This is a genomic window from Flavobacterium sp., from assembly GCF_031422135.1.
GTDB lineage: Bacteria > Bacteroidota > Bacteroidia > Flavobacteriales > Flavobacteriaceae > Flavobacterium.
The window spans coordinates 25,196-48,888 of sequence record NZ_JANOQD010000030.1 but is presented as its reverse complement, the minus strand read 5'-3'; the positions used below and the strand labels follow the sequence as shown (position 1 = coordinate 48,888).

21 protein-coding genes are annotated in these 23,693 nt (G+C 33.1%); 14 read left to right on the top strand and 7 right to left on the bottom strand.

The genetic code is table 11. The annotated features are described in order from the left end of the window. Positions 1–84: 84 nt before the first annotated feature. The 5 genes from dut to RMO70_RS04560 all read left to right on the top strand — a co-directional run bounded on the left by dut (position 85) and on the right by RMO70_RS04560 (position 5,065). Positions 85–519 (top strand): dUTP diphosphatase, encoded by a 435-nt coding sequence (gene dut / locus RMO70_RS04580; RefSeq protein ID WP_310555239.1) that lies wholly within the window; start codon positions 85–87, stop codon positions 517–519. 76 nt (positions 520–595) lie between these two features. Further along, positions 596–1,606 (top strand): sugar phosphate nucleotidyltransferase, encoded by a 1,011-nt coding sequence (locus RMO70_RS04575; protein WP_310555238.1) that lies wholly within the window; start codon positions 596–598, stop codon positions 1,604–1,606. 134 nt (positions 1,607–1,740) lie between these two features. Beyond that, positions 1,741–3,069 (top strand): tetratricopeptide repeat protein, encoded by a 1,329-nt coding sequence (locus RMO70_RS04570; protein WP_310555237.1) that lies wholly within the window; start codon positions 1,741–1,743, stop codon positions 3,067–3,069. A gap of 4 nt (positions 3,070–3,073) precedes the next feature. Next, complete coding sequence (locus RMO70_RS04565) at positions 3,074–3,853, top strand: DUF4292 domain-containing protein (protein ID WP_310555236.1); 780 nt, start codon at positions 3,074–3,076, stop codon at positions 3,851–3,853. After that, entirely contained in the window at positions 3,854–5,065 is a 1,212-nt protein-coding gene (locus RMO70_RS04560) for a M23 family metallopeptidase (protein ID WP_310555235.1), read from the top strand. A 58-nt stretch (positions 5,066–5,123) separates the two neighbouring features. On the opposite strand, the gene RMO70_RS04555 is transcribed toward RMO70_RS04560, so the two are convergent. After that, entirely contained in the window at positions 5,124–5,633 is a 510-nt protein-coding gene (locus RMO70_RS04555; protein ID WP_310555365.1) for an acyl-CoA thioesterase, read from the bottom strand. 103 nt (positions 5,634–5,736) lie between these two features. Then, complete coding sequence (locus RMO70_RS04550; RefSeq protein ID WP_310555234.1) at positions 5,737–6,699, bottom strand: SPOR domain-containing protein; 963 nt, start codon at positions 6,697–6,699, stop codon at positions 5,737–5,739. A 76-nt stretch (positions 6,700–6,775) separates the two neighbouring features. Here RMO70_RS04550 and dprA point away from each other — a divergent pair, with 76 nt between their 5' ends. From dprA to RMO70_RS04505, 9 genes are all read left to right on the top strand, one after another. Next, positions 6,776–7,876: a DNA-processing protein DprA gene (dprA, locus tag RMO70_RS04545; protein WP_310555233.1), complete on the top strand. Its 1,101-nt coding sequence runs from the start codon at positions 6,776–6,778 to the stop codon at positions 7,874–7,876. Between the two features lie 81 nt (positions 7,877–7,957). Next, positions 7,958–8,353, top strand: a complete 396-nt coding sequence (locus RMO70_RS04540) for a hypothetical protein (protein WP_310555232.1) — start codon at positions 7,958–7,960, stop codon at positions 8,351–8,353. A 147-nt stretch (positions 8,354–8,500) separates the two neighbouring features. Further along, on the top strand, positions 8,501–9,853 hold the full coding sequence (locus RMO70_RS04535; RefSeq protein WP_310555231.1) for a rhodanese-related sulfurtransferase: 1,353 nt from the start codon (positions 8,501–8,503) through the stop codon (positions 9,851–9,853). Between the two features lie 244 nt (positions 9,854–10,097). Continuing rightward, the gene (locus RMO70_RS04530; protein ID WP_310555230.1) at positions 10,098–11,360 is read left to right on the top strand and encodes a regulatory iron-sulfur-containing complex subunit RicT; all 1,263 of its coding nucleotides are present in this window, start codon (positions 10,098–10,100) and stop codon (positions 11,358–11,360) included. After that, a complete protein-coding gene (locus RMO70_RS04525; RefSeq protein ID WP_310555229.1) occupies positions 11,335–11,835 on the top strand; it encodes a gliding motility lipoprotein GldH in 501 nt (166 codons plus the stop codon). Before RMO70_RS04530 ends, RMO70_RS04525 begins: the two co-directional genes overlap by 26 nt. A gap of 1 nt (position 11,836) precedes the next feature. After that, entirely contained in the window at positions 11,837–14,164 is a 2,328-nt protein-coding gene (locus tag RMO70_RS04520) for a transglycosylase domain-containing protein (RefSeq protein ID WP_310555228.1), read from the top strand. A gap of 98 nt (positions 14,165–14,262) precedes the next feature. Then, positions 14,263–14,961 carry a CoA transferase subunit A gene (locus tag RMO70_RS04515; RefSeq protein ID WP_310555227.1) on the top strand — a complete coding sequence of 233 codons (699 nt, stop codon included), beginning with the start codon at positions 14,263–14,265 and terminating at the stop codon, positions 14,959–14,961. A gap of 57 nt (positions 14,962–15,018) precedes the next feature. Then, entirely contained in the window at positions 15,019–15,672 is a 654-nt protein-coding gene (locus tag RMO70_RS04510) for a CoA transferase subunit B (RefSeq protein WP_310555226.1), read from the top strand. 244 nt (positions 15,673–15,916) lie between these two features. Then, entirely contained in the window at positions 15,917–18,673 is a 2,757-nt protein-coding gene (locus RMO70_RS04505; RefSeq protein ID WP_310555225.1) for a M4 family metallopeptidase, read from the top strand. A gap of 87 nt (positions 18,674–18,760) precedes the next feature. On the opposite strand, the gene RMO70_RS04500 is transcribed toward RMO70_RS04505, so the two are convergent. The 5 genes from RMO70_RS04500 to RMO70_RS04480 all read right to left on the bottom strand — a co-directional run bounded on the left by RMO70_RS04500 (position 18,761) and on the right by RMO70_RS04480 (position 23,670). After that, entirely contained in the window at positions 18,761–19,717 is a 957-nt protein-coding gene (locus RMO70_RS04500) for a leucine-rich repeat domain-containing protein (protein ID WP_310555224.1), read from the bottom strand. 134 nt (positions 19,718–19,851) lie between these two features. Next, on the bottom strand, positions 19,852–21,291 hold the full coding sequence (locus RMO70_RS04495; RefSeq protein ID WP_310555223.1) for a nucleoside recognition domain-containing protein: 1,440 nt from the start codon (positions 21,289–21,291) through the stop codon (positions 19,852–19,854). A 70-nt stretch (positions 21,292–21,361) separates the two neighbouring features. Beyond that, positions 21,362–22,372, bottom strand: a complete 1,011-nt coding sequence (locus RMO70_RS04490) for a hypothetical protein (protein ID WP_310555222.1) — start codon at positions 22,370–22,372, stop codon at positions 21,362–21,364. A 10-nt stretch (positions 22,373–22,382) separates the two neighbouring features. Next, positions 22,383–23,096 carry a 3'-5' exonuclease gene (locus tag RMO70_RS04485; protein ID WP_310555221.1) on the bottom strand — a complete coding sequence of 238 codons (714 nt, stop codon included), beginning with the start codon at positions 23,094–23,096 and terminating at the stop codon, positions 22,383–22,385. A gap of 103 nt (positions 23,097–23,199) precedes the next feature. After that, complete coding sequence (locus tag RMO70_RS04480) at positions 23,200–23,670, bottom strand: methylated-DNA--[protein]-cysteine S-methyltransferase (RefSeq protein ID WP_310555220.1); 471 nt, start codon at positions 23,668–23,670, stop codon at positions 23,200–23,202. Between the last annotated feature and the right edge of the window lie 23 nt (positions 23,671–23,693).

Sequence of the window (23,693 nt, the reverse complement as noted above, 5' to 3'; positions counted from 1 at the left end):
AAAGGTAATGAGATTTCAAAAGGATTTTCATTTCCATCACGGCTAGACCAACAGCATTGCTAATAATCAGAATTTTATCAAAATATGAATATCAAAATCAATAACAAATCAAATCATTCATTACCAAGTTATGAAACCATTGCTTCGGCTGGAATGGATTTACGTGCCTTTATACAAGAACCAATAACCTTGCAGCCACTCGAACGAGCCATAGTAACCACAGGGCTTTTCATAGAATTGCCAGTAGGTTTTGAAGCTCAAATTCGTCCACGAAGTGGTTTAGCATACAAAAACGGAATCACAGTACTCAATTCACCAGGCACAATCGATGCGGATTATCGAGGTGAAATCGGGATAATATTAGTAAATTTATCAAACGAAGTATTCACGATTCAAAACGGTGAGCGAATTGCACAAATGGTTATTGCCAAACACGAACGAGCAGAATGGGAACTAGTACAACAACTAAGCGGAACAGACAGAGGCGAAGGCGGATTTGGAAGCACAGGAGTGAAATAATTCAAAGATTAAAAAATTGAAAGATTATAATTATTAATTTTTAAATCTTTCAATCCTTCAATATATAAATAAAAATATGAAAATAATAGTACCAATGGCAGGTCGTGGATCACGCCTTCGTCCACACACACTTACAATACCAAAACCACTAATCCCAATTGCAGGAAAACCTATAGTACATCGATTAGTTGAAGATATTGCAGGAGTTATCAATCAAAAAATTGACGAAATTGCCTTTATCATCCACAAAGATTTTGGACCAAAAGTCGAAGAAGACCTAATTGCTATTGCTGAAAAACTAGGATCGAAAGGAACCATTTATTACCAAAACGAAGCATTAGGAACGGCACACGCCATTATGTGTGCTAAAGAGTCAATGCAAGGACCAATAGTTGTGGCGTATGCCGACACACTTTTCCGTGCCGATTTTACACTCGACACATCAGCGGATTCTGTAATCTGGGTAAAACAAGTCGAAGACCCAAGTGCATTTGGTGTAGTAAAATTGAATGAGAACAATCAAATTGTCGATTTTATCGAAAAACCGAAAGACTTTGTTTCCGATTTAGCGATTATTGGAATTTACTACTTTAAATCAGGCGAAGCCTTACGCTCGGAACTACAATATTTACTAGACAACAACGTTGTAAAAGGAGGTGAGTACCAACTTACAGATGGCTTAGAGAATATGAAAATAAAAGGCATGAAATTTGCTCCAGGAAAAGTAGACGAGTGGATGGATTGTGGTAACAAAAACGTAACAGTGGACACCAATTCTAGATTACTAGGATTTTTACATCAAGATGGTGTAAATTTAGTTTCACCAGATGTGAAGCTAGAAAACTCCACTATCATTCCGCCATGTTTCATCGCAGAGGATGTATATTTAATAAATACAACTGTTGGACCAAACGTATCATTAGGCAAAGGAACACATATTGTTGACAGTACTATAAAAAACAGTTTGATTCAAACACACGCTCATATCAAAAATGCCAATCTAGACAATGCGATGATAGGAAATCACGCCAGTTTTGACGGGAATTTTACAAGTATAAGCATTGGCGACTATTCGGTTTTAGAGTAATTACAACTAGTTAATATAATTAGCAGGGGCGTCATTTCGAGTGTTTTTGTGAAGTGAAACGGAACAAAAATTTTATCGAGAACAGTTAAGATCAAATTTTTATTTTCTAATGTTATGAGATGTTATATTAAAAAATGAGAAAAATAATTCACATCATAATTTTCACACTTTTGCTTTGCAATACCACTTCACTATTGGCACAAGTCGAACCTGAAGATGTAGCTTTAGACAAAAACGAATTTGAAGAATACTATTACGATTCTTTAATACAAAAAGGAATTGAAAATTATGACAAGGCAATTGAGTTACTTGAAAAATGTCTTAAATCACAACCCGAAAACGCCGTTATTTATCACGAATTGGGTAAAAATTATTTTTTTAGAAAAGACTATGCAAATGCAGAAGAAGCCTATATGAAGGCAGTTGCAATTGATCCTGTGAACAAATGGTTTTTGATCGATTTGTTTGACGTGTATTATGAAACTAAAAATTACAATCAAGCTATTTTGATGGCTCAAAAAATAATTCCGTTGGATAAAAATTATAAAGAAGATTTAGTTTCTCTTTATATGTACACCAACCAGTATGACAAAGCCTTGGTTTTAATTAATGATTTAGACCAAAGTGTTGGTAAAACAGATTTTAGAGACCGATACAAATTGGAGATTTTATCCCAATCAAAAACACAATCTTCGAGTAAAAATGAATTAGAAAAAGCCATAGAACAAACCCCTTTAATTGAAGAAAATTATCTATCCTTAATTTATTTGTATTCTGATAACAATCAAGAAGAAAAAGCCAGGCAAGTAGCAGAAAAACTTCAAAACAACATTCCAAACTCAGAATGGGCACATGTTTTTTTATACAAATATTATGTCAATGAAAACAAAGGAGAGTCTGCCGTAAAATCATTAGAAATCGTTTTGAAAAGCACAAAAATTGACAAGAAAATCAAGTACAAAATGTACAATGAGTTTCTGATTTTTGTACAAAAAAACCCAACTTTCGAACCACAATTAACTACAGCAACATCTTATTTTGAAAACGATTCTGAATTTAGTGTTTACAAAGAAATAGGTAAATTTTATTTCAAGAAAAAAAACTGGGAGTTGGCTATAAAAAATCTAGAAAAAGCGAGTAATGAAGATAAAGAAACCAACCTGTTTCTACTAGTTTCCTATGAAGAATTTACTAATTTTGAAAAAATGCAATCCAAAGCTTCTGATTTAATTGATACCTATCCGAATCAGCCAGAGTATTATTTTTTTGCTGGAAAAGCCTCAAATAAATTAAAAAAATATAAAAATGCTATTGATTTTTTAGAATCAGGCATAGATTATGTAGTTGAAAATGTAGCTTTAGAAATCGACTTCTTGAAACAATTAGTCGAAGCTTCGGACGGGATAGTAAACACAAGTAAAAGCACAGTCTATAAAACGAGATTGTCTAAATTAAAAAAGTAAATTAATGAATAAAATTTTATATGCACTCCTAGTTTTTGTATTGTTTTCTTGTAAATCGAAACAAAAAGCAGTGATGCAAAATAGTGAAAACAAAGACGCTTCGAAAGAAACAATTGCCAATATTATTCAAAATCATTATGGGTTAAAGCGTGATTTTAAAACCGCATACATCAAAGCGGGAGTCGATTATGAAGATGCAAAACAATCTCTAAGTCTGTCAGCGGACATTCGAATCAAGAAAAACGAGATTATTTTGATAAGTGTCAAATTTATTGGTATTACAATGGCAAAAGCAATAATCACACCTACACAAGTGCGGTATTATGAAAAAGCAGGAAATAAATTTTTTGAAGGAGATTACAAAACATTAAGCAATTGGCTAGGAACCGATTTGGATTTTCAGAAAGTGCAAAACATAATATTAGGGCAAGCTATCGATGATTTAACCAAAGGAAAATATAGAATGATTGTTGAGAATAATGCGCCAAAACTGGAAGAAATTTCACAAGGGAAATTCAATAAAACTTTCGTTTTTGACATTAACTCTTTTTGGTTAACAAGCCAACAAATAGAACAAGTGCAGCCGCAAAGAAAATTAATTGTGAATTATTTGAATTATAAACCATATCCAGAAACTGTTTTACCAGGAGAACTTCTTATTTTTGCAAATCAAGACAGTAAGACTACTAAAATTTCTATTGAATATAAAAATGCTACTTTCAACGAAGAATTGACATATCCTTACAGCGTTCCTAGTGGTTACGAACAAATTAAAATAAACTAAATGTTAAAGTATATATTTTGCCTTTTACTATTATCCAGCACACTTTCTTGGGGTCAAGAAGAGGACAAACAACGAAAACTTGAAGCTCAAAAAGCGCGTCTTCAAGAAGAAATTCGTGCACAGGAACAATTGCTTAAAACAGAAAAAAAGAAAGAAAGATCAGTAACCACTGTTGTTGTCCAGCAAACCGTAAAAATTAATTTGCAGCAAAAATTAATCAATACCACTGCCAAACAAGCTAAGGTTTTAGGAAATAGTATGTACATAAATCAAGTTAGTGTAAACAATTTGAAAAAAGATTTAAAAATTCTAAAAGAAGATTATGCTGAAATGATTGTTAAATCATACAAAAGCAGGTCAGAACAAAGCAGAGCAATGTTTTTACTATCCTCTGAAAACTTTTTGCAAGCCTATAAGCGAGCACAATATATGAAGCAATATTCAAGCTTTCGTAAAATGCAAGGGGAAGAAATCAAAGCTAAAACAGATGAATTAGAAAAATTCAACAACAAATTATCGTCTCAAAAACAAGAAAAAATAAAACTTATAGCTGTAAGCGAAAAAGAAAAACAAGAACTTGAAAAAGAAAAGCAAGAGCAGCAACGACTTTTAAATTCGATTAAGAAAGACAAGAATAAAATTATTGCTGATATTAAGAAAAAACAAAAAGAATCTAAATCGATAGAAAGACAAATTGATCGATTAATTCGTGAAGCTATTGCGGCTGCAAATAAGAAAGTTGGAAACACAACAAATACAACCTCATTTGTATTAACTCCTGAGGCTAAAGCATTAGCAAACGATTTTAAATCAAATCATGGCAGTTTGCCTTGGCCAGTTGAAAAAGGATTACTTACTAAAAAGTTTGGAAGACAACCCCATCCTTTAGAGCCTTCCATCATAATTGAAAGCAGCGGAATTGAAATTTCTTCCGAAAAAGGAGCAAAAGCGCGTTCCGTATTTTCTGGAGAAGTGAGTGATGTTCAAATGGCGGCAAACGGTACGGCAACAGTTATGGTTCGCCACGGAGATTACACCACTACATATTCCAATATAGGAAAAGTTTTTGTTAAAAAAGGAGATAAACTAGCGACTAAACAAGCCATCGGAGAAATTCATTTTAACAACTTTACTGGAAAAGCGATTCTTAAATTTTTGATTTTTCAAAATACAACCAAGTTGAATCCTCAGTCTTGGATTGTGAATATGTAAACTTTAATGGGTTAATCCTAATACAAAAAGAGTTCACATTTGTGAACTCTTTTTGTATTTATACGAACAATGCTTTTAACTCTGTGGCTTCTTCAGGCTTCATTTTTCCAGCCAAAACAAGACTCAGTTGTTTTCTGCGCAAAGCAGCATCGAAACGAGATTTTTCTTCTTCGGTTTCAGGGATAATCGGTGCCACTTCTACTGGACGACCTGTTTCATCTACCGCTACAAAGGTATAGATGGCTTCATTCGCTTTGGAACGAGAACCTGATTCACGATCTTCTACCCAAACATCTATGAAAATTTCCATCGAACTTTTAAAACTTCTGGAAACCTTAGCTTCAACAGTAACGACACTTCCCAAAGGAATTGCTCTGTTAAACGCCACGTGATTTACGGATGCAGTGACGGTAATTCGTCTGGAATGACGTCTTGCTGATATACTTGCAGCACGATCCATTCGAGCTAAAAGTTCTCCTCCAAATAAGTTGTTTAATGGGTTGGTTTCACTCGGTAATACTAAATCAGTTAATATTGTTAACGATTCTGAAGGAAATTTAGGTTGCATCATTTTTTATATTTTATAAAAGGAAGGATATGTAACTTAAAAAAACCACAAATTCACAAATTAAAAATAAGTGAACCAGTGGTTGCTATTTTATAAAAAAGGCTTATTCTTCTTCTATCAAAAGCCAAGCGTCTTTATTGCTTTTTTCTTTAATTTGATTCAAATTGTATTCCGCTTCTGTGTGAGTTGAATAACTTCCGTAGGCTACAGGATAAAGCCCGTTGCTATTTTTTGATAATATCGTAGCTTCAAATCCTTTTGAAATTAAATTTTGACATTCCTTTTTCGCATTTCTTTTATTTCTAAAAGAACCGGCCATAATATGAAAAGAAACTATTTTTTCAGCAGGAGCATTATTCGTAACATCAACAATAGGAGTACTTATAAAAAAAGTAGCTTCTTGAATTTTAGCTTCCACTTCTTTTTGAACTTCTGCTTGTACAAGTAGTGTTTCTGCTTTTTCAGTTTGTGAAATATAGCTTGAATAACCGATACCTAAACCACCAAGTGATAGCGCAAAAATAGCAGCATATTTTAAATAAGGATTTATATAACGGCGATTCTCATATTCTATTTCCACTTCATTTACAACAGGCAAAGAAGTTTCAATCGCACCAAATTCTTGAACAAGTTCTTTATACTGCTCTCGTTTCACAACTGGTGATACAAAGGAACTCAGCCCAAACGAATCGGTTGCATAATTAAGATGGTTTGACGGACTAAAAACCAAATTACCCTCACTATTCTGCCTTAAATCACCAATGTTTTTTAACAATAGACTTTCATTGTTTTGCAATATTGAATTCCAAGTTTTTACCTCTCTCTCAATAGCAAGCAAAGCATTGTCATAAGTCAGTTTTTCTGAATTAGAAATATGATTGGCTAAAAAACCATCATTGTTTTTCAAATGCGCATTAAACGAAATAACTTTCCTTGGAGGATAAAAAGTTTGATTACTTTCTTGTATGTTTGCAGAGACGTTTTCAGTCAAAAAAGCACCAAAACCAGGTACAGAAACGCACTGATAACGGTATAGTAATTGCGATAAGTGATGAGCTATATTCATAATAAGCAAAAATAATAATTTTTATTAACAAACAATGTTAACAAGTTAGCTTTATTTTATAAATATTTAAAAATTTATGACAGAAACCGAGTTACATTCCTTATTGTCACTACAAAAAGTGGAAGGTGTTGGCGATATTATGGCAAAAAAATTGCTCAACCATTGTGGTTCCGCCGAAGCTGTTTTTAAAGCAAAAAACACCCAACTTGCCGCTATTGATGGAGTTGGGAGTGTTTTGTTACAAAATTTAAAAAGCAAAACTGTTTTTGGTCAAGCCGAAAAAGAACTCAAATACATTCAAGACAACGCAATAAACGTATCGTTTTTTAAAGATGAAAATTATCCAGAAAGATTAAAAAACTGTATTGATGGTCCTATTTTAATCTTTACAGCGGGGAATATCAATTTAAAAAAAAAGCGAATTATTAGTATTGTGGGTACACGTCAAATCACATCTTACGGAATCGATTTTTGTAAAAAGTTAATTGCTGATTTAGCACCACTTGACCCAGTTATTGTAAGCGGTTTTGCTTATGGAGTCGATATTGTAGCACATCAAGCGGCTATGGAAAATAATTTGCAAACCATAGGTGTTTTAGCGCACGGATTAAATCAAATATATCCCAAAACCCACAAAAAGTATATGACTAAAGTCGAAGAAAACGGTGGTTTTATGACGGAGTTTTGGAGTGATTCCAGTCCAGAAAGAGAAAATTTTGTCAGGCGAAACCGTATTGTGGCAGGAATTTCGGAAGCAACATTAGTCATTGAAAGTGCTGACAAAGGCGGCTCCTTGATTACCGCAAATTTAGCAAACGATTACAACCGAGATGTTTTTGCAGTACCTGGAAGAGCATCAGACAAGTACAGTCAAGGATGCAATACCTTGATAAAAACACAACGAGCCAATTTACTCACCAGTGCAGCCGATTTGGTCTATATGCTAAACTGGGATATAGAGCCGAAAGAAAAATCGGTTCAAAAACAACTGTTTGTTACGCTGGAACCACATGAACAACTTGTTTTTGATTTTCTCCAAAAAAACGGCAAAGAACAAATGGATGTTATTGCCATAGAATGCAATTTGCCTATTTTTAAATTATCTTCAGTGTTATTAAATATGGAATTGAAAGGCGTAATGAGACCGTTGCCAGGGAAATTGTTTGAGGTGATATGAATATAAAATTTTAACATCATACCAAGCAACCTTTTTTCACTATTACCATCTTCAATATAACAATCACTAAAAAAACTTAATATGAAATGGTTACTAAAAATTATAGCACTCTCCTTAATGTTACAAAGTTTTCAATGTTCTGAAAACAAAGTTCAAGTAAATCCAAGAAGCACAATTATTTTAACGGAGTTAATCCAAAAGAAACAAGCAATTATCAAGTACATTGCTACTTTCGATTGCTCAGAAACTGTTGGTTGTGGTAGCATTGCTTTTGGTTCAAAAGCGTGCGGTGGTCCAAAAGAATATTTGCTTTTCCCGAATAGTATAAATAGTGCCACATTGCAAGAAATGGTTTTGGAATACAACAATTTGGAAGCAGAATACAACGTGTTAACTAATGCAGTTTCCGACTGTATGTTTGTTCAACCACCAACAAATGTTGGCTGTGTGAATGGCGTTTGCAGTGTTATAAATTAAGATATTAAAAAATAAATTTATTACAAAATCTTTCTGGTTTCAAAAAATCAGGAAGATTTTGTTTTTTTCAATTTAGAAAAAAAACTAACTTTGCGCTCATATTCTAGTTTTTAGAATTAAAAATTTCAAACTTAATTTGTTTATAGCATGCAACTGTACAACACCTTAAGCGCAGAAGAACGAGCGGCAATGATTGACAATGCTGGAAAACGACGATTGACTTTGTCGTTTTATGCTTATGCGCAACTACAAGATCCCACACAATTTCGTAACGAATTATTTCTTGCTTGGAACGCACTCGAGGTTTTAGGTAGAATTTATGTTGCCCACGAAGGAATCAATGCACAATTGTCATTGCCTGCGGATCATTTTTATGCGTTTAAAAAAACCATTGAAAAATATGATTTTATGAAAGGAATTCGACTGAATATTGCAGTCGAACAAGACGACCTTTCATTTCTAAAACTAACCATCAAAGTGCGTGACAAAATTGTAGCCGATGGTTTAAACGATGATAAGCTTGATGTTACGAATATTGGCATTCATCTTAAAGCAGCAGCATTTAATACTTTATTAGATGATCCAAACACCATTGTTGTTGATATGCGAAATCATTACGAAAGTGAAATAGGTCATTTTGTTGGCGCAATAACTCCAGATGTAGATACTTTTCGCGAAAGCTTACCTATTATTGAAGAGCAGCTTGCCAATCACAAAGAAGATAAAAACTTGTTGATGTATTGCACAGGTGGAATTCGCTGTGAGAAAGCATCGGCTTTTTTTAAACACAAAGGCTTCAAAAATGTATACCAGCTCGAAGGCGGAATTATTGAATATACAAGACAAATAAAAGAAGAAGGTTTAGATAGTAAATTTATAGGTAAAAATTTTGTTTTCGATCAGCGTTTGGGCGAACGAATTACGGAAGATATTGTTTCCAATTGTCACCAGTGTGGAAAACCTTGTGATGAGCATACAAATTGCGCTAACGATGGTTGTCACTTATTGTTTATTCAATGTGATGATTGTAAAGAATTGTTGGAAAATTGCTGTACGTACGAATGCCAAGAAACAACCCATTTGCCACTAGACGAACAAGTAAAATTACGACAAGGCATAAAAAACGGAAATAAAATTTTCAAGAAAGGAAAAGCGGAAGCCTTAGTTTTCAAAAAAGCGTCGGGAATAAAATTATTTTCTTCCGAAAAACCCCAAAAAAGAGAAGAAATAAAACCAAAATTAACCAAAACCTATATTGGCAAAGCCCAACATTATTATACTAAATCAAGCATTGGTGAGTTTTTAATTGAAGACAAGGAAATCAATATTGGAGATACATTACTCATTAAAGGGAAAACAACTGGCGAAGAAATTTTTGTTCTCGAATCAATGTTTATTCTAAAAAAAGAAGAACAAGTAGCTAAAAAAGGCGACCGCGTGAGTTTTAAATTGCCTTTTAGAATACGATTGTCTGATGTGTTGTATAAACTAGAAAAGTAAATTTTATAAATACCAAAATATATATATATACCAAGTCACAAATAAATTCCAAGAATACAATTTTCTATAAAAAAACAGTCCAATTAAACATTATTCAATGTTTGAATTTTTTAAAATTGGAGCTTATTTGTGTTTTGCTTTTTGTGTTTTTGCTTTTTGAAATTTAAAAAGCACTATATTTACACTCAAAACGTTTTTACTAAAAGTAGCTTTTATATGAAGCAATCAATATATATTCAAAATTATGGCATGTACAAGTTGTTCAACTTCCGATGGTGGTGCACCAAAGGGGTGTAAAAATAATGGGACTTGCGGCACCGATAGCTGCAACAAATTAACAGTTTTCGATTGGCTTTCAAATATGACATTACCAGGAGGACAAGCTCCTTTTGATTGTGTAGAAGTACGATTTAAAAATGGAAGAAAAGAGTTTTACCGCAATACAGAAAAGCTAACCTTAAGTATTGGAGATGTAGTAGCTACTGAAGCTTCTCCAGGACATGATGTAGGTATTGTAACGCTTACAGGCGAACTTGTTAAAGTTCAAATGAAGAAAAAGCAAGTCAATCATGAGGGCGAAGTCGCTAAAATTTACCGAAAAGCGTCTCAAAAAGATATCGATATTTGGAGTACAGCTCGAGATAAAGAAGAACCAATGAAAGTTCGTGCTCGTGAAATTGCGATTCGATTACAACTCCAAATGAAGATTTCAGACATTGAATTTCAAGGAGATGGATCCAAAGCAACGTTTTATTACACCGCCGAAGACAGAGTTGATTTCCGAGTGTTAATCAAAGAATTTGCTGGTGCTTTTAGTACTAGAATCGAGATGAAACAAGTAGGTTTTCGCCAAGAAGCTGCTCGACTTGGTGGTATAGGCTCATGTGGGCGTGAATTGTGTTGTTCTACTTGGCTTACAGATTTTAGAAGCGTAAACACGGCTGCAGCAAGATACCAGCAACTGTCTTTAAACCCGCAAAAATTGGCAGGACAATGTGGAAAATTAAAATGTTGTTTGAATTACGAATTGGATACTTATATGGATGCTCTTAAAGACATTCCAGACATGGAAACCAAACTTTCTACTGAAAAAGGTGATGCAATTTGTCAAAAAATAGATATTTTTAAAGGATTAATGTGGTTTGCTTATATAGGCAATTTTGCACAATGGCATATTCTAAAAGTTGAACAAGTACAAGAAATTATAGCTCAAAACAAGCAAAAAATTAAAGTGGTTGCACTAGAAGATTTTGCAATAGAAATTGAAAAACCAGCAGTCGAAAAAACTTTTCAAAACGCAATGGGGCAAGATAGTTTAACTCGTTTTGATCAACCCAAAAAGAGTAATAATACTAAAAAACCGAACAAAAATCGTCGCCCACAACAAGCTCAAAAACAAAACCAAGAAACAAGTGTAAAGCCAGTAAAAAAAATAATTCCAAACCAGAACAATCCCAATACAAACGGTCCAAAAATTAGAAATGAAAACAAAGATTCTAATACATAGTATCACTTTTTTTGTTCTTGCGATATTTTGTATATCGTGTGACAAAACTCAAGTCTTTGATGAATATCATACTTTTAAAGACGGCTGGAACAAAAAGCAAAGTGTCAATTTTGAATTTGAAAACCAGTTAACTCAAAAGGCAAATAATTTATTTATAAACATTCGTGCAAACGATGATTACGAATACAGTAATTTGTTTTTAATTGTAAAATTAGAACATCCATCAGGAAAAATTAAAGTTGACACGCTGGAATATCAAATGGCAAACCCAGACGGATCAATGCTAGGAGAGGGCTTTTCAGACATTAAAGAAAGTAAATTGTGGTATGAAGAAAATGCTAAATTTACTGAAAAAGGGAAATACAAACTCTCGATTTCACAAGCCGTTCGTCAAACAGGCAAAGTAAAAGGAGTTGAAAAACTAAAAGGAATAACCGATATAGGTTTCAGAATAGAATCGTTAGAACAGAAATAAAATGGCACAAAAACTGAATTCTCACAAAACAGATCATTCGCATTATGTGAAAAAATTCTGGAAATATTTCTGCATTGCATTTGGAGGGGTATTGTTGTTTTTCTTATTTGCATCTTGGGGACTTTTTGGCTCTATGCCATCATTCTCTGAATTGGAAAATCCAGAATCTAATTTAGCAACCGAAATTATTTCAGCAGATGGAGTTACTTTGGGTAAGTTCTATAATGAAAATAGAACCCCAATAAAATATAAAGATTTACCAAAGCATTTAGTAGACGCACTAATATCTACCGAAGACGAACGTTTTAGAGAGCACTCTGGAATTGATGGAAAACGAACACTTGGGGCAGCGTTAAGACTAGGTTCTAATGGAGGTGCAAGTACACTGACACAACAATTAGCAAAACTTCTTTTCCATAAAGAAGGATCAAAATTTTTACCGCTCAGAATTGTTCAGAAAGCTAAAGAATGGATTATTGCCATCAGACTAGAAAGGCAATATACTAAAAACGAAATTATTGCAATGTATCTTAACAAAGCAGATTTTGTCAATACAGCGGTAGGAATTCGATCAGCTGCCAAAGTATATTTTGCAAAAGAACCAATGGCTTTAACTGTCGATGAAAGCGCAATGTTAGTTGGAATGTTAACAAATCCGTCAGCATTTAATCCTGTAAGGAGACCTGAAAAAGTTCAAAAAAGAAGAAATATTGTTTTAGGACAAATGGTTAGAAACAAATGTTTGTCTGAATCAGCTAAAGAAAATTTTTCAAAAAAACCAATCTCTCTAACCTTTTCTCCAGAAAAACACAACGAAGGAACGGCTACTTATTTTAGAGAATACTTGCGTGAATATATGAAAACGTGGGTGCAAGAAAATAAAAAAGAGGACGGGTCAGATTACAATATTTACGCTGATGGTTTAAAAATATATACCACCATTGATTCAAGAATGCAATTGTATGCTGAAGAAGCCGTGAAAGAGCATTTGAAAAACCTACAAGAAGAATTTTTTCTTGAAGCCAAGCAAAACAAAAACGCTCCATTTCTCAACATCAGTAAGCCAGAGATTGACAAAATAATGAATCGTTCAATGCGCAATACCGAGCGTTGGCGATTAATGACCGAACAAGGTAAAGAAGAAGAAGACATTATAAAATCATTTAGTGTAAAAACTAAAATGACTGTTTTTTCTTGGGATGGTGACAAAGAAATAGAAATGACACCTTTGGATTCCATAAAGTATTACAAACATTTTCTACAACCGGGAATGATGTCAATGGAACCACAAACAGGACAAGTAAAAGTTTGGGTTGGCGGAATTGATTACCGCTATTTTCAATACGACCACGTAGATCTTGGAGCAAGACAAGTAGGATCTACCTTCAAACCATTTGTATATGCAACCGCTATTGAACAGCTCGGGATGTCACCTTGTGATACAATCATAGACGGACCATTTATGATTCATAAAGGAAAGCATAATGTAACCGAAGACTGGGAGCCACGAAACTCTGACGGAAGATACCGAGGAATGGTAACCCTAAAAAAAGCATTAGCAAATTCAATAAATACGGTCTCAGCAAAACTAATAGACAAAACAGGACCAGACGCCGTTATAACACTAACTAGAAAACTAGGAATTGATAGTGAAATACCATCGCAACCTTCAATCGCATTAGGTGCAGTTGACATCACCGTCAAAGACATGGTGGCAGCCTACAGCACATTTGCAAACGAAGGAATCTATATGAAACCGCAAGTAATCTCTAAAATTGAAGACAAAAACGGAAACATAGTGTACGAACCAAAACTCGAATCCAAAGATGTATTAAGCAAAGACATTGCCTATGCCGTAATCAAATTACTAGAAGGAGTTACTGAATCAGGATCAGGTGAAAGACTAAGAAATACAGGATCTGGCGGATATGCTTACAAACGAGTAACAGGATATCCATACGGATTTAAAAACGCAATAGCTGGAAAAACGGGAACCACACAAAACCAGTCAGACGGTTGGTTTATGGGAATGGTACCCAATCTTGTAACAGGAGTTTGGGTAGGAAACGAAGATCGATCCGCACATTTTAGAACCATTACAAACGGACAAGGAGCCACAATGGCACTACCAATCTGGGGATTATTCATGAAAAAATGCTATGCAGATGAAAACTTGCATATATCCAAAGAAAAATTTGAAAAACCTTCAGATTTATCCATAAAAGTAGATTGTGCTCCAATATATGTACAAAGACCTAGTGTAGAAACCGATTCAACAGCCATAAAACCTGAAGAAGAAGAGCAACCAACTGAAGAATTTGGATTATAATTTTTTGAAGCTATTCCTGCTATCCATTGCAATCTTTTTTTAGGCAAAAAAGCCTAAAAAAAGGATTTTCATTACTATCAGGGCTAAAAACAAACAGTATGATTAACAAGAAAGTAAACAATGTTCAAGAAGCATTACACGACATAAAAGACTCTCAAACCATAATGCTTGGAGGTTTTGGACTCTGTGGTATACCAGAAAACAGTATTGCAGAACTCGTTAAAAAAGATATAAAAAACCTAACCTGTATTTCAAACAATGCAGGTGTAGACGATTTTGGATTAGGACTACTATTACAAAAGCGCCAAATCAAAAAAATGATTTCTTCCTATGTAGGCGAAAATGCTGAATTTGAACGCCAAATGTTATCTGGAGAACTCGAAGTAGAACTCACACCACAAGGTACACTCGCCGAAAAATGCCGCGCAGCACAAGCTGGAATCCCCGCTTTTTTTACACCCGCAGGTTATGGAACAGAAGTAGCTGAAGGAAAAGAAACAAGAGAATTCAATGGCAAAATGCACATAATGGAACACGCCTACAAAGCAGATTTTGCCATAGTAAAAGCTTGGAAAGGCGACACGGCTGGAAATCTTATTTTTAAAGGAACTGCAAGAAACTTCAATTCCTGTATGGCTGGAGCTGCAAAAATAACTATTGCTGAGGTCGAAGAACTCGTCGAAGCTGGAACATTAGATCCAAATCAAATTCATATTCCAGGCATATTTGTCAAACGAATTTTTCAAGGCGAAAAATACGAAAAGAGAATTGAACAACGAACCGTTAGAACTAGATAATTAAAAATTACAAAACGAATTATCTAATTAGCAAATTATCTAATTGCCACATTAAATATGTTAACAAAAGAAGACATCGCAAAACGAATAGCCCAAGAAGTAAAAAACAATTACTTCGTAAATTTGGGCATTGGCATACCAACATTAGTAGCAAATTACGTTAGTCCATCTATTGCTGTCGAATTTCAAAGTGAAAATGGAGTTCTTGGAATGGGACCATTTCCGTTTGAAGGTGAAGAAGATGCAGACATCATCAACGCAGGAAAACAAACTATTACAACACTTAAAGGCGCATCATTTTTTGATTCAGCAACAAGTTTTGGAATGATACGAGGACAACACGTAGATTTAACAATCCTTGGCGCAATGGAAGTTTCAGAAAACGGAGATATTGCCAACTGGAAAATCCCTGGCAAAATGGTCAAAGGAATGGGTGGGGCTATGGATCTAGTAGCCTCAGCAGAAAATATTATTGTAGCTATGATGCATATCAACAAAGCAGGCGAAAGTAAAATCTTAAAAAAATGCACATTGCCATTGACAGGAATAGGTTGTGTAAAAAAAGTAGTTACGGAACTAGCTGTTTTAGAAATCACGCCTCAAGGATTTAAATTACTAGAACGGGCACCAGGAGTTTCTATTGAACATATTATTGCTTCTACAGAAGCAAATCTAATCATAGAGGGTGAAGTTCCAGAAATGAAAATATAAGTTTTTAGACTCAAAAAAAACATTGGAAAAGGCAAAAATTATATCAATTTTTGCCTTTTTTGTTTTTAATACCATTCGTCGATTATTTTTAACACATTGATAGTTAATTTTACATTTAGTCGATTACATTAAAAATAATGTAAAGAAAACATTAATTAATTAAAATTACTTAACTAAATTAGCAAATGTTTAAGAATTAAACTAACCACTTGATTCAAGTTTAACCAACCAAAAACCAACTATTATGAAAAAAAACTATGGCAACATTGTTACAGTCTTAGCTGTATCTATGTTTACGCTATCTGCACTGGCACAAGAAACAGATAAGCACGTAAAACAAAAAAGCAAAAGTGAAAATGGCATACCTAGCCTAATCACATTCAATGAAAAAGCAGAATACAAAAATTCTGATTCTCAAAAAGTTTTCAAAGAACAATTGGGTTTAAAACCAAACCAAAGCTTCTCAAAAATCAAATCCGAAATTGACCCTCAAGGATTTACTCACGAAAAATTTCAATTATTTCACCAAGGCATAAAAGTTGAATATTCAACGTATGCGCTCCATTCTAAAAACGGAAAAATTGAATCTATGAGTGGTGAGTTTTATAATATTTCAAATGTTAAGACAACTCCTTCTTTATCAAAAAATGAAGCTTTTAGTAAAGCGGTTAATTACATTGGAGCCTCAAAATACATGTGGGACAATCAAGAAGATGCTGAAACTATTGGTTATAAAAAACCTCAAGGTGAATTGGTTTTATTACCATCAATGAATGAACAAGGGAAAAGCCGAACTTCGGATAAGTTCTTTTTAGCTTATAAATTTGATATTTATGCTACAAACCCAGTTAGTAGAGGCGATTTGTATATTGATGCAAATACAGGAAGCGTTTTATATTACAATGCTACCATCAAACACATAGGAGAGCATGCACATGGGAAAGCAAAATCTAGTGAAAACAATGCATCTTTTTTGTTTAATAAAAAAAGTAGTATCGTAGCAGCTAATGCCGCAACGAGGTATTCTGGAATACAATCTATCCAAACCTTGTTGAGCGGGTCGTCTTATATATTATCCGACAATACTCGTGGAGGCGGTGTTCAGACCTACAATATGAAAAAAGGAACAAATTATGCATCAGCAGTAAATTTTACGGATGTAAACAACGACTGGACTGCCGCAGAATTTAATAATACTAATAAAGACAATGCTGCTTTAGATGCACATTGGGGAGCAGAAAAGACATTTGATTATTTTTCAAGTACTCATAACAGAAATAGTTACAATAATTCAGGAGCCAAAATTAACAGCTATATTCATTATAGTAATGCTTATGATAATGCTTTTTGGGATGGAACAAGAATGACTTATGGTGATGGAAGTGGAACATTATTTGATGCATTAACTTCACTAGACGTTGCTGCTCACGAAATTGGCCATGCTGTTTGTGAAACTAGTGCAAATTTAGCCTATCAAAGAGAATCTGGAGCGATGAATGAAGGGTTTTCAGACATTTGGGGCGCTTGTGTAGAATTTTTTGCAGCACCTGGAAAACAAACTTGGTTAATAGGTGAAGACATTGAAAAAAGAGCTGCTCACATAGCATTACGCTCGATGAGCAATCCAAAAGCAGAAGGACAGCCTGACACATATGGTGGAACAAATTGGAGAGTTATTAATTGCGGAACTCCAACTCAATCAAATGACTATTGTGGTGTTCATACTAATTCAGGGGTTTTAAATCATTGGTTTTATATTTTATCAATTGGGAAATCTGGAACAAACGACAAAGGAAGTGCTTACAATGTAACTGGAATTTCTATTGATAAAGCAGCAAAAATTGCTTATCGTTTAGAGACCGTTTACCTATCTGCGAATTCAACTTTTGCCAATGCAAGAACATCAGGTATTCAGGCAGCAACTGATTTATATGGTGCTGAATCAGCAGAGGTAATTGCAACAACAAACGCTTGGTACGCTGTGGGAGTAGGTGCTGCTTTTGTAGGTGGTTCAACAGATATTACTGCCCCATCAACTCCTGCTAGTTTAGCTGCTTCAGGAACAACATCATCTTCAACTAATTTGTCTTGGACTGCGTCTACTGATAATGTTGGAGTAACTGGATATAATGTTTATAATGGAACTACTCTTATAACTAGTTTAACAGGAACGAGTGGAACTGTTTCTGGTTTAACTGGGTCAACTACATATTCATTTACAATTAAAGCAAAAGATGCTGCTGGAAATTTATCAGATTCTAGTAATGCAGTAAGTGTAACAACATTAATACCCTCTGTTACTTATTGTGCTTCCAAAGGTAATAATACTGCTGACGAAAGAATTGGGAAAGTTGTTTTTGGAACCATAAACAGCATTTCTACTGGAACAGCAGGATACGAAAATTTCACAGCGCAATCAACAAATGTTACAAAAGGAACTGCTAATACTATAACAATTACTCCAGCATGGACTTCGACTAAGTATAATGAAGGGTATGCAGTATGGATAGATTACAACAAAAATGGATTGTTTACCGATAGTGGTGAATTAGTCTTTTCTAAAGCCGCTTCTCAAACAACTCCTGTCTCTGGAAGTATAACTATTCCTTCAACAGCATCAGTTGGCGTCACTAGAATGAGAGTTTCTATGAAATATAATGCAATTCCAACCTCTTGTGAATCATTCACATATGGTCAAGTGGAAGATTATTCTGTAAATATTACAGGAACAACTGTTTCTTCTATTGCTGAAAGTAATGATAATCAAACCAATGCAACAGAATTTAATTTATATCCAAACCCTACTGATAGTGTTTTAAATATTGTTGTTAGTAATGATGAAAATACAACGTATAAAATCTACAACTTGGTTGGACAAGAAGTTAAAGCTGGAAACTTAAATCAAAATGAAATTAATGTTTCTAATCTTACTGCTGGATTGTATATTTTTGAACTAAATGATGGTCAAAAAACAATTACTAAAAAGTTTGTAAAAAAATAATTTGAGTTTGTTTGTTAAACTAAAATGCCTCACAGTAGACTGCCCCCAAAAAGTTAGACACTATTTGGGGGTATTTTTTTATTTGTCTTATTTAATTACTACTTTAATTTCTTTTTCTTTAGTAGTTATTATTTTTATAACTTCTTGGGATTGCGCGAATTCTAAATTTTTTAAAAACAAAAACAATGACTCTGGAACATCAGTAAATGCATTTCCGCCTAAATAAAGTTCCTTCATATTAACTAAATTAATAATTTCAGAAGGGATACTTCTTAGCTGATTGTTATCTCCATCCAACAACGTTAACTTGGTAAGCTTTCCTATTTCTGAGGGTATTTTTTTAACTTGATTTTGCTCAAAATTAAAATGAGTTAAATTAACGAGTTTCCCCATTTCATTTGGAATAACTTGAATCTTATTGTCTTTTATATTTAAAACCGCTAGAGAAGGATAACTTCCAATTTCAGCTGGAAGGAGTTGAATTTGATTTTTCTCAATATTCAACGATTTTAAATTTACTAATTTTCCAATTTCTACAGGAAGAACTTTGATTTTATTATCAAAAAAATTCAACTCATTCAATTTCAAAAGTCTTTCAATTTCTATTGGAATTTCAACCAATTGATTTCGGCTTAAGTCTAATTTTTTTAATTTGGATAAATTTCCAATTGATGGTGAAATGGATTCAATTTTATTTCGTTGTAAATCCAATCTTTCTAAACTTGTAAGTTTACAAATTTCTACTGGAAAACGCAGAAATTGATTGTTGCTCAAATGCAATTCTTTTAACTTGGTAAGTTTAGAAAGTTCTATAGGAAGCGCTTGTAAATTATTGTTACTTAAGAATAATTTTTCAATGTTTACAAATCGCCCAATTTCAGCAGGAAGTTTAGTAAGCATTTTATTAGATAAATCCAATTCCTTTAAATTTTCGGCATTTGGATCATTCAGAATTGCAATAATATTTTTGCTGATTTGCGCATTAGTAGGTAAAAACACACAACTAAATAAGGCTATTAAAAACACTCTTTTGTAGAATTTCATTTTTGTAGAATTTAGATATCACAAAGATATACTTAAATTTCAAAAACCTGACAATGTGCTTTTTAATTTCGATTAAATGTTGTTTTTATTATTTTTTATAAGAATAAATTTACATTAAAAATTAATTTTCTTTCCTAAAAGAACCAACTTGCAACCAAAATAGCGGTAATCACACATATTAAATCGACCAAAAGCATTGTGCTAAGAACATAACGTGTGTTTTTTACTTTAATAGAACCAAAATAAACCGCAATTACATAAAAAGTAGTTTCGGCACTACACTGAAAAATGCAACTCAATCTCCCTGTAAAAGAATCTGGGCCAAAGTTACGCATCGAATCGATCATAAAACCGCGTGAACCACCAGAACTAAAAGGTCTTAGCATAGCAACAGGCAATGAATCAGTGATTTGTTTGCTCACACCAATATTCGAGAAAATAAATGAAATTCCGTTGCTTATAATTTCAAACAAACCACTGTTTCTAAAAAAAGAAATAGCCACCAACATTCCCATAACATAAGGGAAAATGGTAACTCCAGTTTTCAAACCATTATTGGCCCCAGTTACAAACGTATCAAAAATAGTAGTATCTTTTTCCACAAATTTTTTCTCTTTAACAAAAGCAAAAACCAATGTAAATGCAATGATTAAAACCAAAAGTAAACCAGAAAGATTCGACGTAAAAAAGTTTTTCCCAATCAAATCTAAAGTGTTTACATAAAACAACAATCCAACAATAGCTGCAATTAAACTTACTAACCCTACAACAAGCGAAGCGCTTTTAAAATTAATTTTTTGTCGAATACCAACAATTAAAAAAGCAGCAATAGTACCAATGAATGAAGTGATAATACAAGGCAACATAACATCGGCAGGATTGGCAGCATTTTCCGCAGCACGATACCCAATTATCGAAGTTGGAATCAAGGTTAAACCAGCTGCATGCAAACACATAAACATAATTTGCGGATCACTGGCTTTGTCTTTCTCAGGATTCAATTCTTGCAAACTTTGCATAGCTTTGAGTCCAAAAGGTGTTGCTGCAGAATCTAACCCTAGAAAGTTAGCAGCAAAATTCATCGTCATATACGAGATAGATTCGTGATTTTTAGGCAACGACGGAAATATTTTTCCAAAAACAGGACCTAATTTTTGAGCTAATTTTTCGGCAGCACCAGAAATAATGAGCAATTCCATAATGCCACAGAAAAAAGCCAAATATGCAATTAACGGAATAATCAAATCCAACAAACTGTTTTTGCAAGTGGGTAATAATCCGTCCGATTTTTGAACACCGCTATATATTTTTACGGTTTTACTCTTGTAAACATAAGTAGTATCTGGATTGGCATCTACTTTATTAACAACAATAGTTTGTTCTGGTGCTTTCTCAATGCTGTCTTTTACAAATGCAGGGACTTGATTTAAGTATTTTTCAGATATCAAGATAGGATCATCTTTCTTACCGTTCAATACATAATCAATCGTATAACTATTGCCCGAAAACAAGCTGAATACTACAAATACAATTGATGAAATAAAAATTGCTAACCAGAATCTACTTAATACCATAATTTTGTTTTTTTGCTAATGTAATTATTAAATTAATTTATTCTTTAATAAAAAGACAATGTATATTATTTTAAACTTGTTGTTTATGTTTTGCTAAGTACATTAATTTTTCTGAACCATCATAAATGTCATCATAATATTTTTTAATATTATCAAAATCATTTAATAAACTATTGAATAGATTTTTTAAAATTAAATTTCCATCAGGGAAGAATTGTGAAACAATATCAATTGAACTTTTTAAAACATTATTACTTTTAACCTCATATTTTTCGTCAACTGAATTTGATATGAAATGATCCATTATGTAAAAAATACGAATATAAATATGCGGATGATAAGTTTCACGATAGAAAACTTTTGTTGATTTATAATCTTTACCAAGTAAAAGAAGGAAATTTATTATTATCGATGAAAGACCTAATGAAAGTGTTTTTTCATAATTTTGTGTGTTTTTTAATTCATAATCTAATTCATCAAAATAAATTAAAATATGATTCAATACATAACTTGCTCCATACAAATCTGAATCATATTCCATCAAATGGTTATTAAAATCAAATGGTTTAGCATCATTTTTATATGATTCACTATTGTTCAAATTTGAACTTTTACCATACATACCAGAATATTGGATTAAATGTCCTAACTCATGATAAAACGTAAATAATGTAGATGCTTGAAACATTAAATAATTTACTGATATTTTATTACCGTTGTTTAAGAACAAAAGTTCCTGTAGCGTCTTATTTATTTTAAATAGATTATTATCTCCTAAAAATATTTCATATAAATTATAAAAAAAACCTTCATTTATATTAATTAGATAAAATCCATTTTCATAGTAATCCGCAGCGGCGTTATTTGTAGAATCGTTTTTGAAATAAAAACTTGCAGGATAAATATTAAATTTTTGATTTTCTTCTAACAAATTAGTTTGACAAAAAAAGAAATATTTTCCAAATATATCTTTAAAGTTATCTGATAAATCTTGTTTTTTAAAATCATAAATCTCTTCATCTGAAAATCCGATATTTTTATTTAAATACTCAATAACATCTGAATAATTATATAAATCCATAAGTGAATTTTTAAACGTGAATAATCTCCTCTTCAATCAATAAATCTTCTTTTCGCAATCGCAAGAAAATTTGAGCAACTGCAATGGTGTCTTTTTCGCAATACGTCACAATTCTATCAATATCTTTTTCAACATAAAAAACATGACCCACTTGGCTACCATCAATATCGCCTTTTGAAGTTGGAATCCCTAGAACTTTGCACATCAATTTTAACGAAGTGAAATGTTTGTAATCGCCAAATTTCCATAATTCTAAAGTGTCTAAATGTGGAATTTCCCATGGTTTTTTTCCAAATAAATTCAACTTGTTTGGAATAGAGATTTGATTGATGATCATCCGTCGAGCAATAAAAGGAATATCAAATTCTTTGGCATTATGACCACACAAAACGTGTTGAGGTTGGTTGAAATGATTGTTTAAAAGATTGATGAAATCGTGTAAAATTTTCTTTTCTTCTCCAAAAAATGATGTCACTCTAAAATTACGAATGTCACCCTTGGTCGTAAAATAACCAACTGAAACACAAACTATTTTCCCAAACTCTGCCCAAATTCCTGCTCGGTCATAAAATTCTTCTCCCGAGAAATCGTCTTTGCGCTGGTATTGGGTTTTGAGTTCCCATAGTTGTTTCATTTCGTCGTCAAGCGAATGGAAATTTTCTTCTTCAGGAACAGTTTCGATATCGAGGAAAAGTATATTGTCTAAGCGAATTTTTTCAATCATAATTCTGACACGAATTTCACAAATTTACACAAAAGTAAAAACTAATTATATTTCACGAATATAAAATAATTAGTGCTAATTAGCGCAATTTGTGTTTAAAATATCAAAATAAACTTTGTTGATTTGTTGGGTTTTCGTGTTCCAACAACCATTTTTTACGCCACAATCCGCCAGCGTAACCCGTAAGTGAACCGTCGGTTCCAATAACTCGATGGCACGGAACAACAATCCATAATGGGTTTTTGCCATTTGCAGATGCAGCAGCACGAATAACTTTTGGATCACCTAATTTTTTGGCTAATTCTAAATAGTTTATGGTTTTCCCAAAAGGAATATTCAATAATTCTTGCCAAACCTTTTGTTGAAAATCAGTTCCTTTTGGATTAATTTTTAAAAAAAAATCAGTTCGTTTTCCTTCAAAATAGTCTTGAAATTGTGCAACGGCTTCTTGAAGAATTTCAGGAATTTTATTTGAAATTTTGCCATCATCAATAACTGAAATTTCAGAAATACCATTTTCATCACCAACAATTTTGGCAATTCCTAAAGGTGTGTTGATGAAGCAAGTTTCCATTTGATAAAAATAGCAAACTTCTG

Coding starts and splice junctions, on each gene's coding strand:
- dut (WP_310555239.1), top strand. CDS start 85: ATGAATATCAAAATCAATAACAAATCAAATCATTCATTACCAAGTTAT.
- RMO70_RS04575 (WP_310555238.1), top strand. CDS start 596: ATGAAAATAATAGTACCAATGGCAGGTCGTGGATCACGCCTTCGTCCA.
- RMO70_RS04570 (WP_310555237.1), top strand. CDS start 1,741: ATGAGAAAAATAATTCACATCATAATTTTCACACTTTTGCTTTGCAAT.
- RMO70_RS04565 (WP_310555236.1), top strand. CDS start 3,074: ATGAATAAAATTTTATATGCACTCCTAGTTTTTGTATTGTTTTCTTGT.
- RMO70_RS04560 (WP_310555235.1), top strand. CDS start 3,854: ATGTTAAAGTATATATTTTGCCTTTTACTATTATCCAGCACACTTTCT.
- RMO70_RS04555 (WP_310555365.1), bottom strand. CDS start 5,633: ATGCAACCTAAATTTCCTTCAGAATCGTTAACAATATTAACTGATTTA.
- RMO70_RS04550 (WP_310555234.1), bottom strand. CDS start 6,699: ATGAATATAGCTCATCACTTATCGCAATTACTATACCGTTATCAGTGC.
- dprA (WP_310555233.1), top strand. CDS start 6,776: ATGACAGAAACCGAGTTACATTCCTTATTGTCACTACAAAAAGTGGAA.
- RMO70_RS04540 (WP_310555232.1), top strand. CDS start 7,958: ATGAAATGGTTACTAAAAATTATAGCACTCTCCTTAATGTTACAAAGT.
- RMO70_RS04535 (WP_310555231.1), top strand. CDS start 8,501: ATGCAACTGTACAACACCTTAAGCGCAGAAGAACGAGCGGCAATGATT.
- RMO70_RS04530 (WP_310555230.1), top strand. CDS start 10,098: ATGGCATGTACAAGTTGTTCAACTTCCGATGGTGGTGCACCAAAGGGG.
- RMO70_RS04525 (WP_310555229.1), top strand. CDS start 11,335: ATGAAAACAAAGATTCTAATACATAGTATCACTTTTTTTGTTCTTGCG.
- RMO70_RS04520 (WP_310555228.1), top strand. CDS start 11,837: ATGGCACAAAAACTGAATTCTCACAAAACAGATCATTCGCATTATGTG.
- RMO70_RS04515 (WP_310555227.1), top strand. CDS start 14,263: ATGATTAACAAGAAAGTAAACAATGTTCAAGAAGCATTACACGACATA.
- RMO70_RS04510 (WP_310555226.1), top strand. CDS start 15,019: ATGTTAACAAAAGAAGACATCGCAAAACGAATAGCCCAAGAAGTAAAA.
- RMO70_RS04505 (WP_310555225.1), top strand. CDS start 15,917: ATGAAAAAAAACTATGGCAACATTGTTACAGTCTTAGCTGTATCTATG.
- RMO70_RS04500 (WP_310555224.1), bottom strand. CDS start 19,717: ATGAAATTCTACAAAAGAGTGTTTTTAATAGCCTTATTTAGTTGTGTG.
- RMO70_RS04495 (WP_310555223.1), bottom strand. CDS start 21,291: ATGGTATTAAGTAGATTCTGGTTAGCAATTTTTATTTCATCAATTGTA.
- RMO70_RS04490 (WP_310555222.1), bottom strand. CDS start 22,372: ATGGATTTATATAATTATTCAGATGTTATTGAGTATTTAAATAAAAAT.
- RMO70_RS04485 (WP_310555221.1), bottom strand. CDS start 23,096: ATGATTGAAAAAATTCGCTTAGACAATATACTTTTCCTCGATATCGAA.
- RMO70_RS04480 (WP_310555220.1), bottom strand. CDS start 23,670: ATGGAAACTTGCTTCATCAACACACCTTTAGGAATTGCCAAAATTGTT.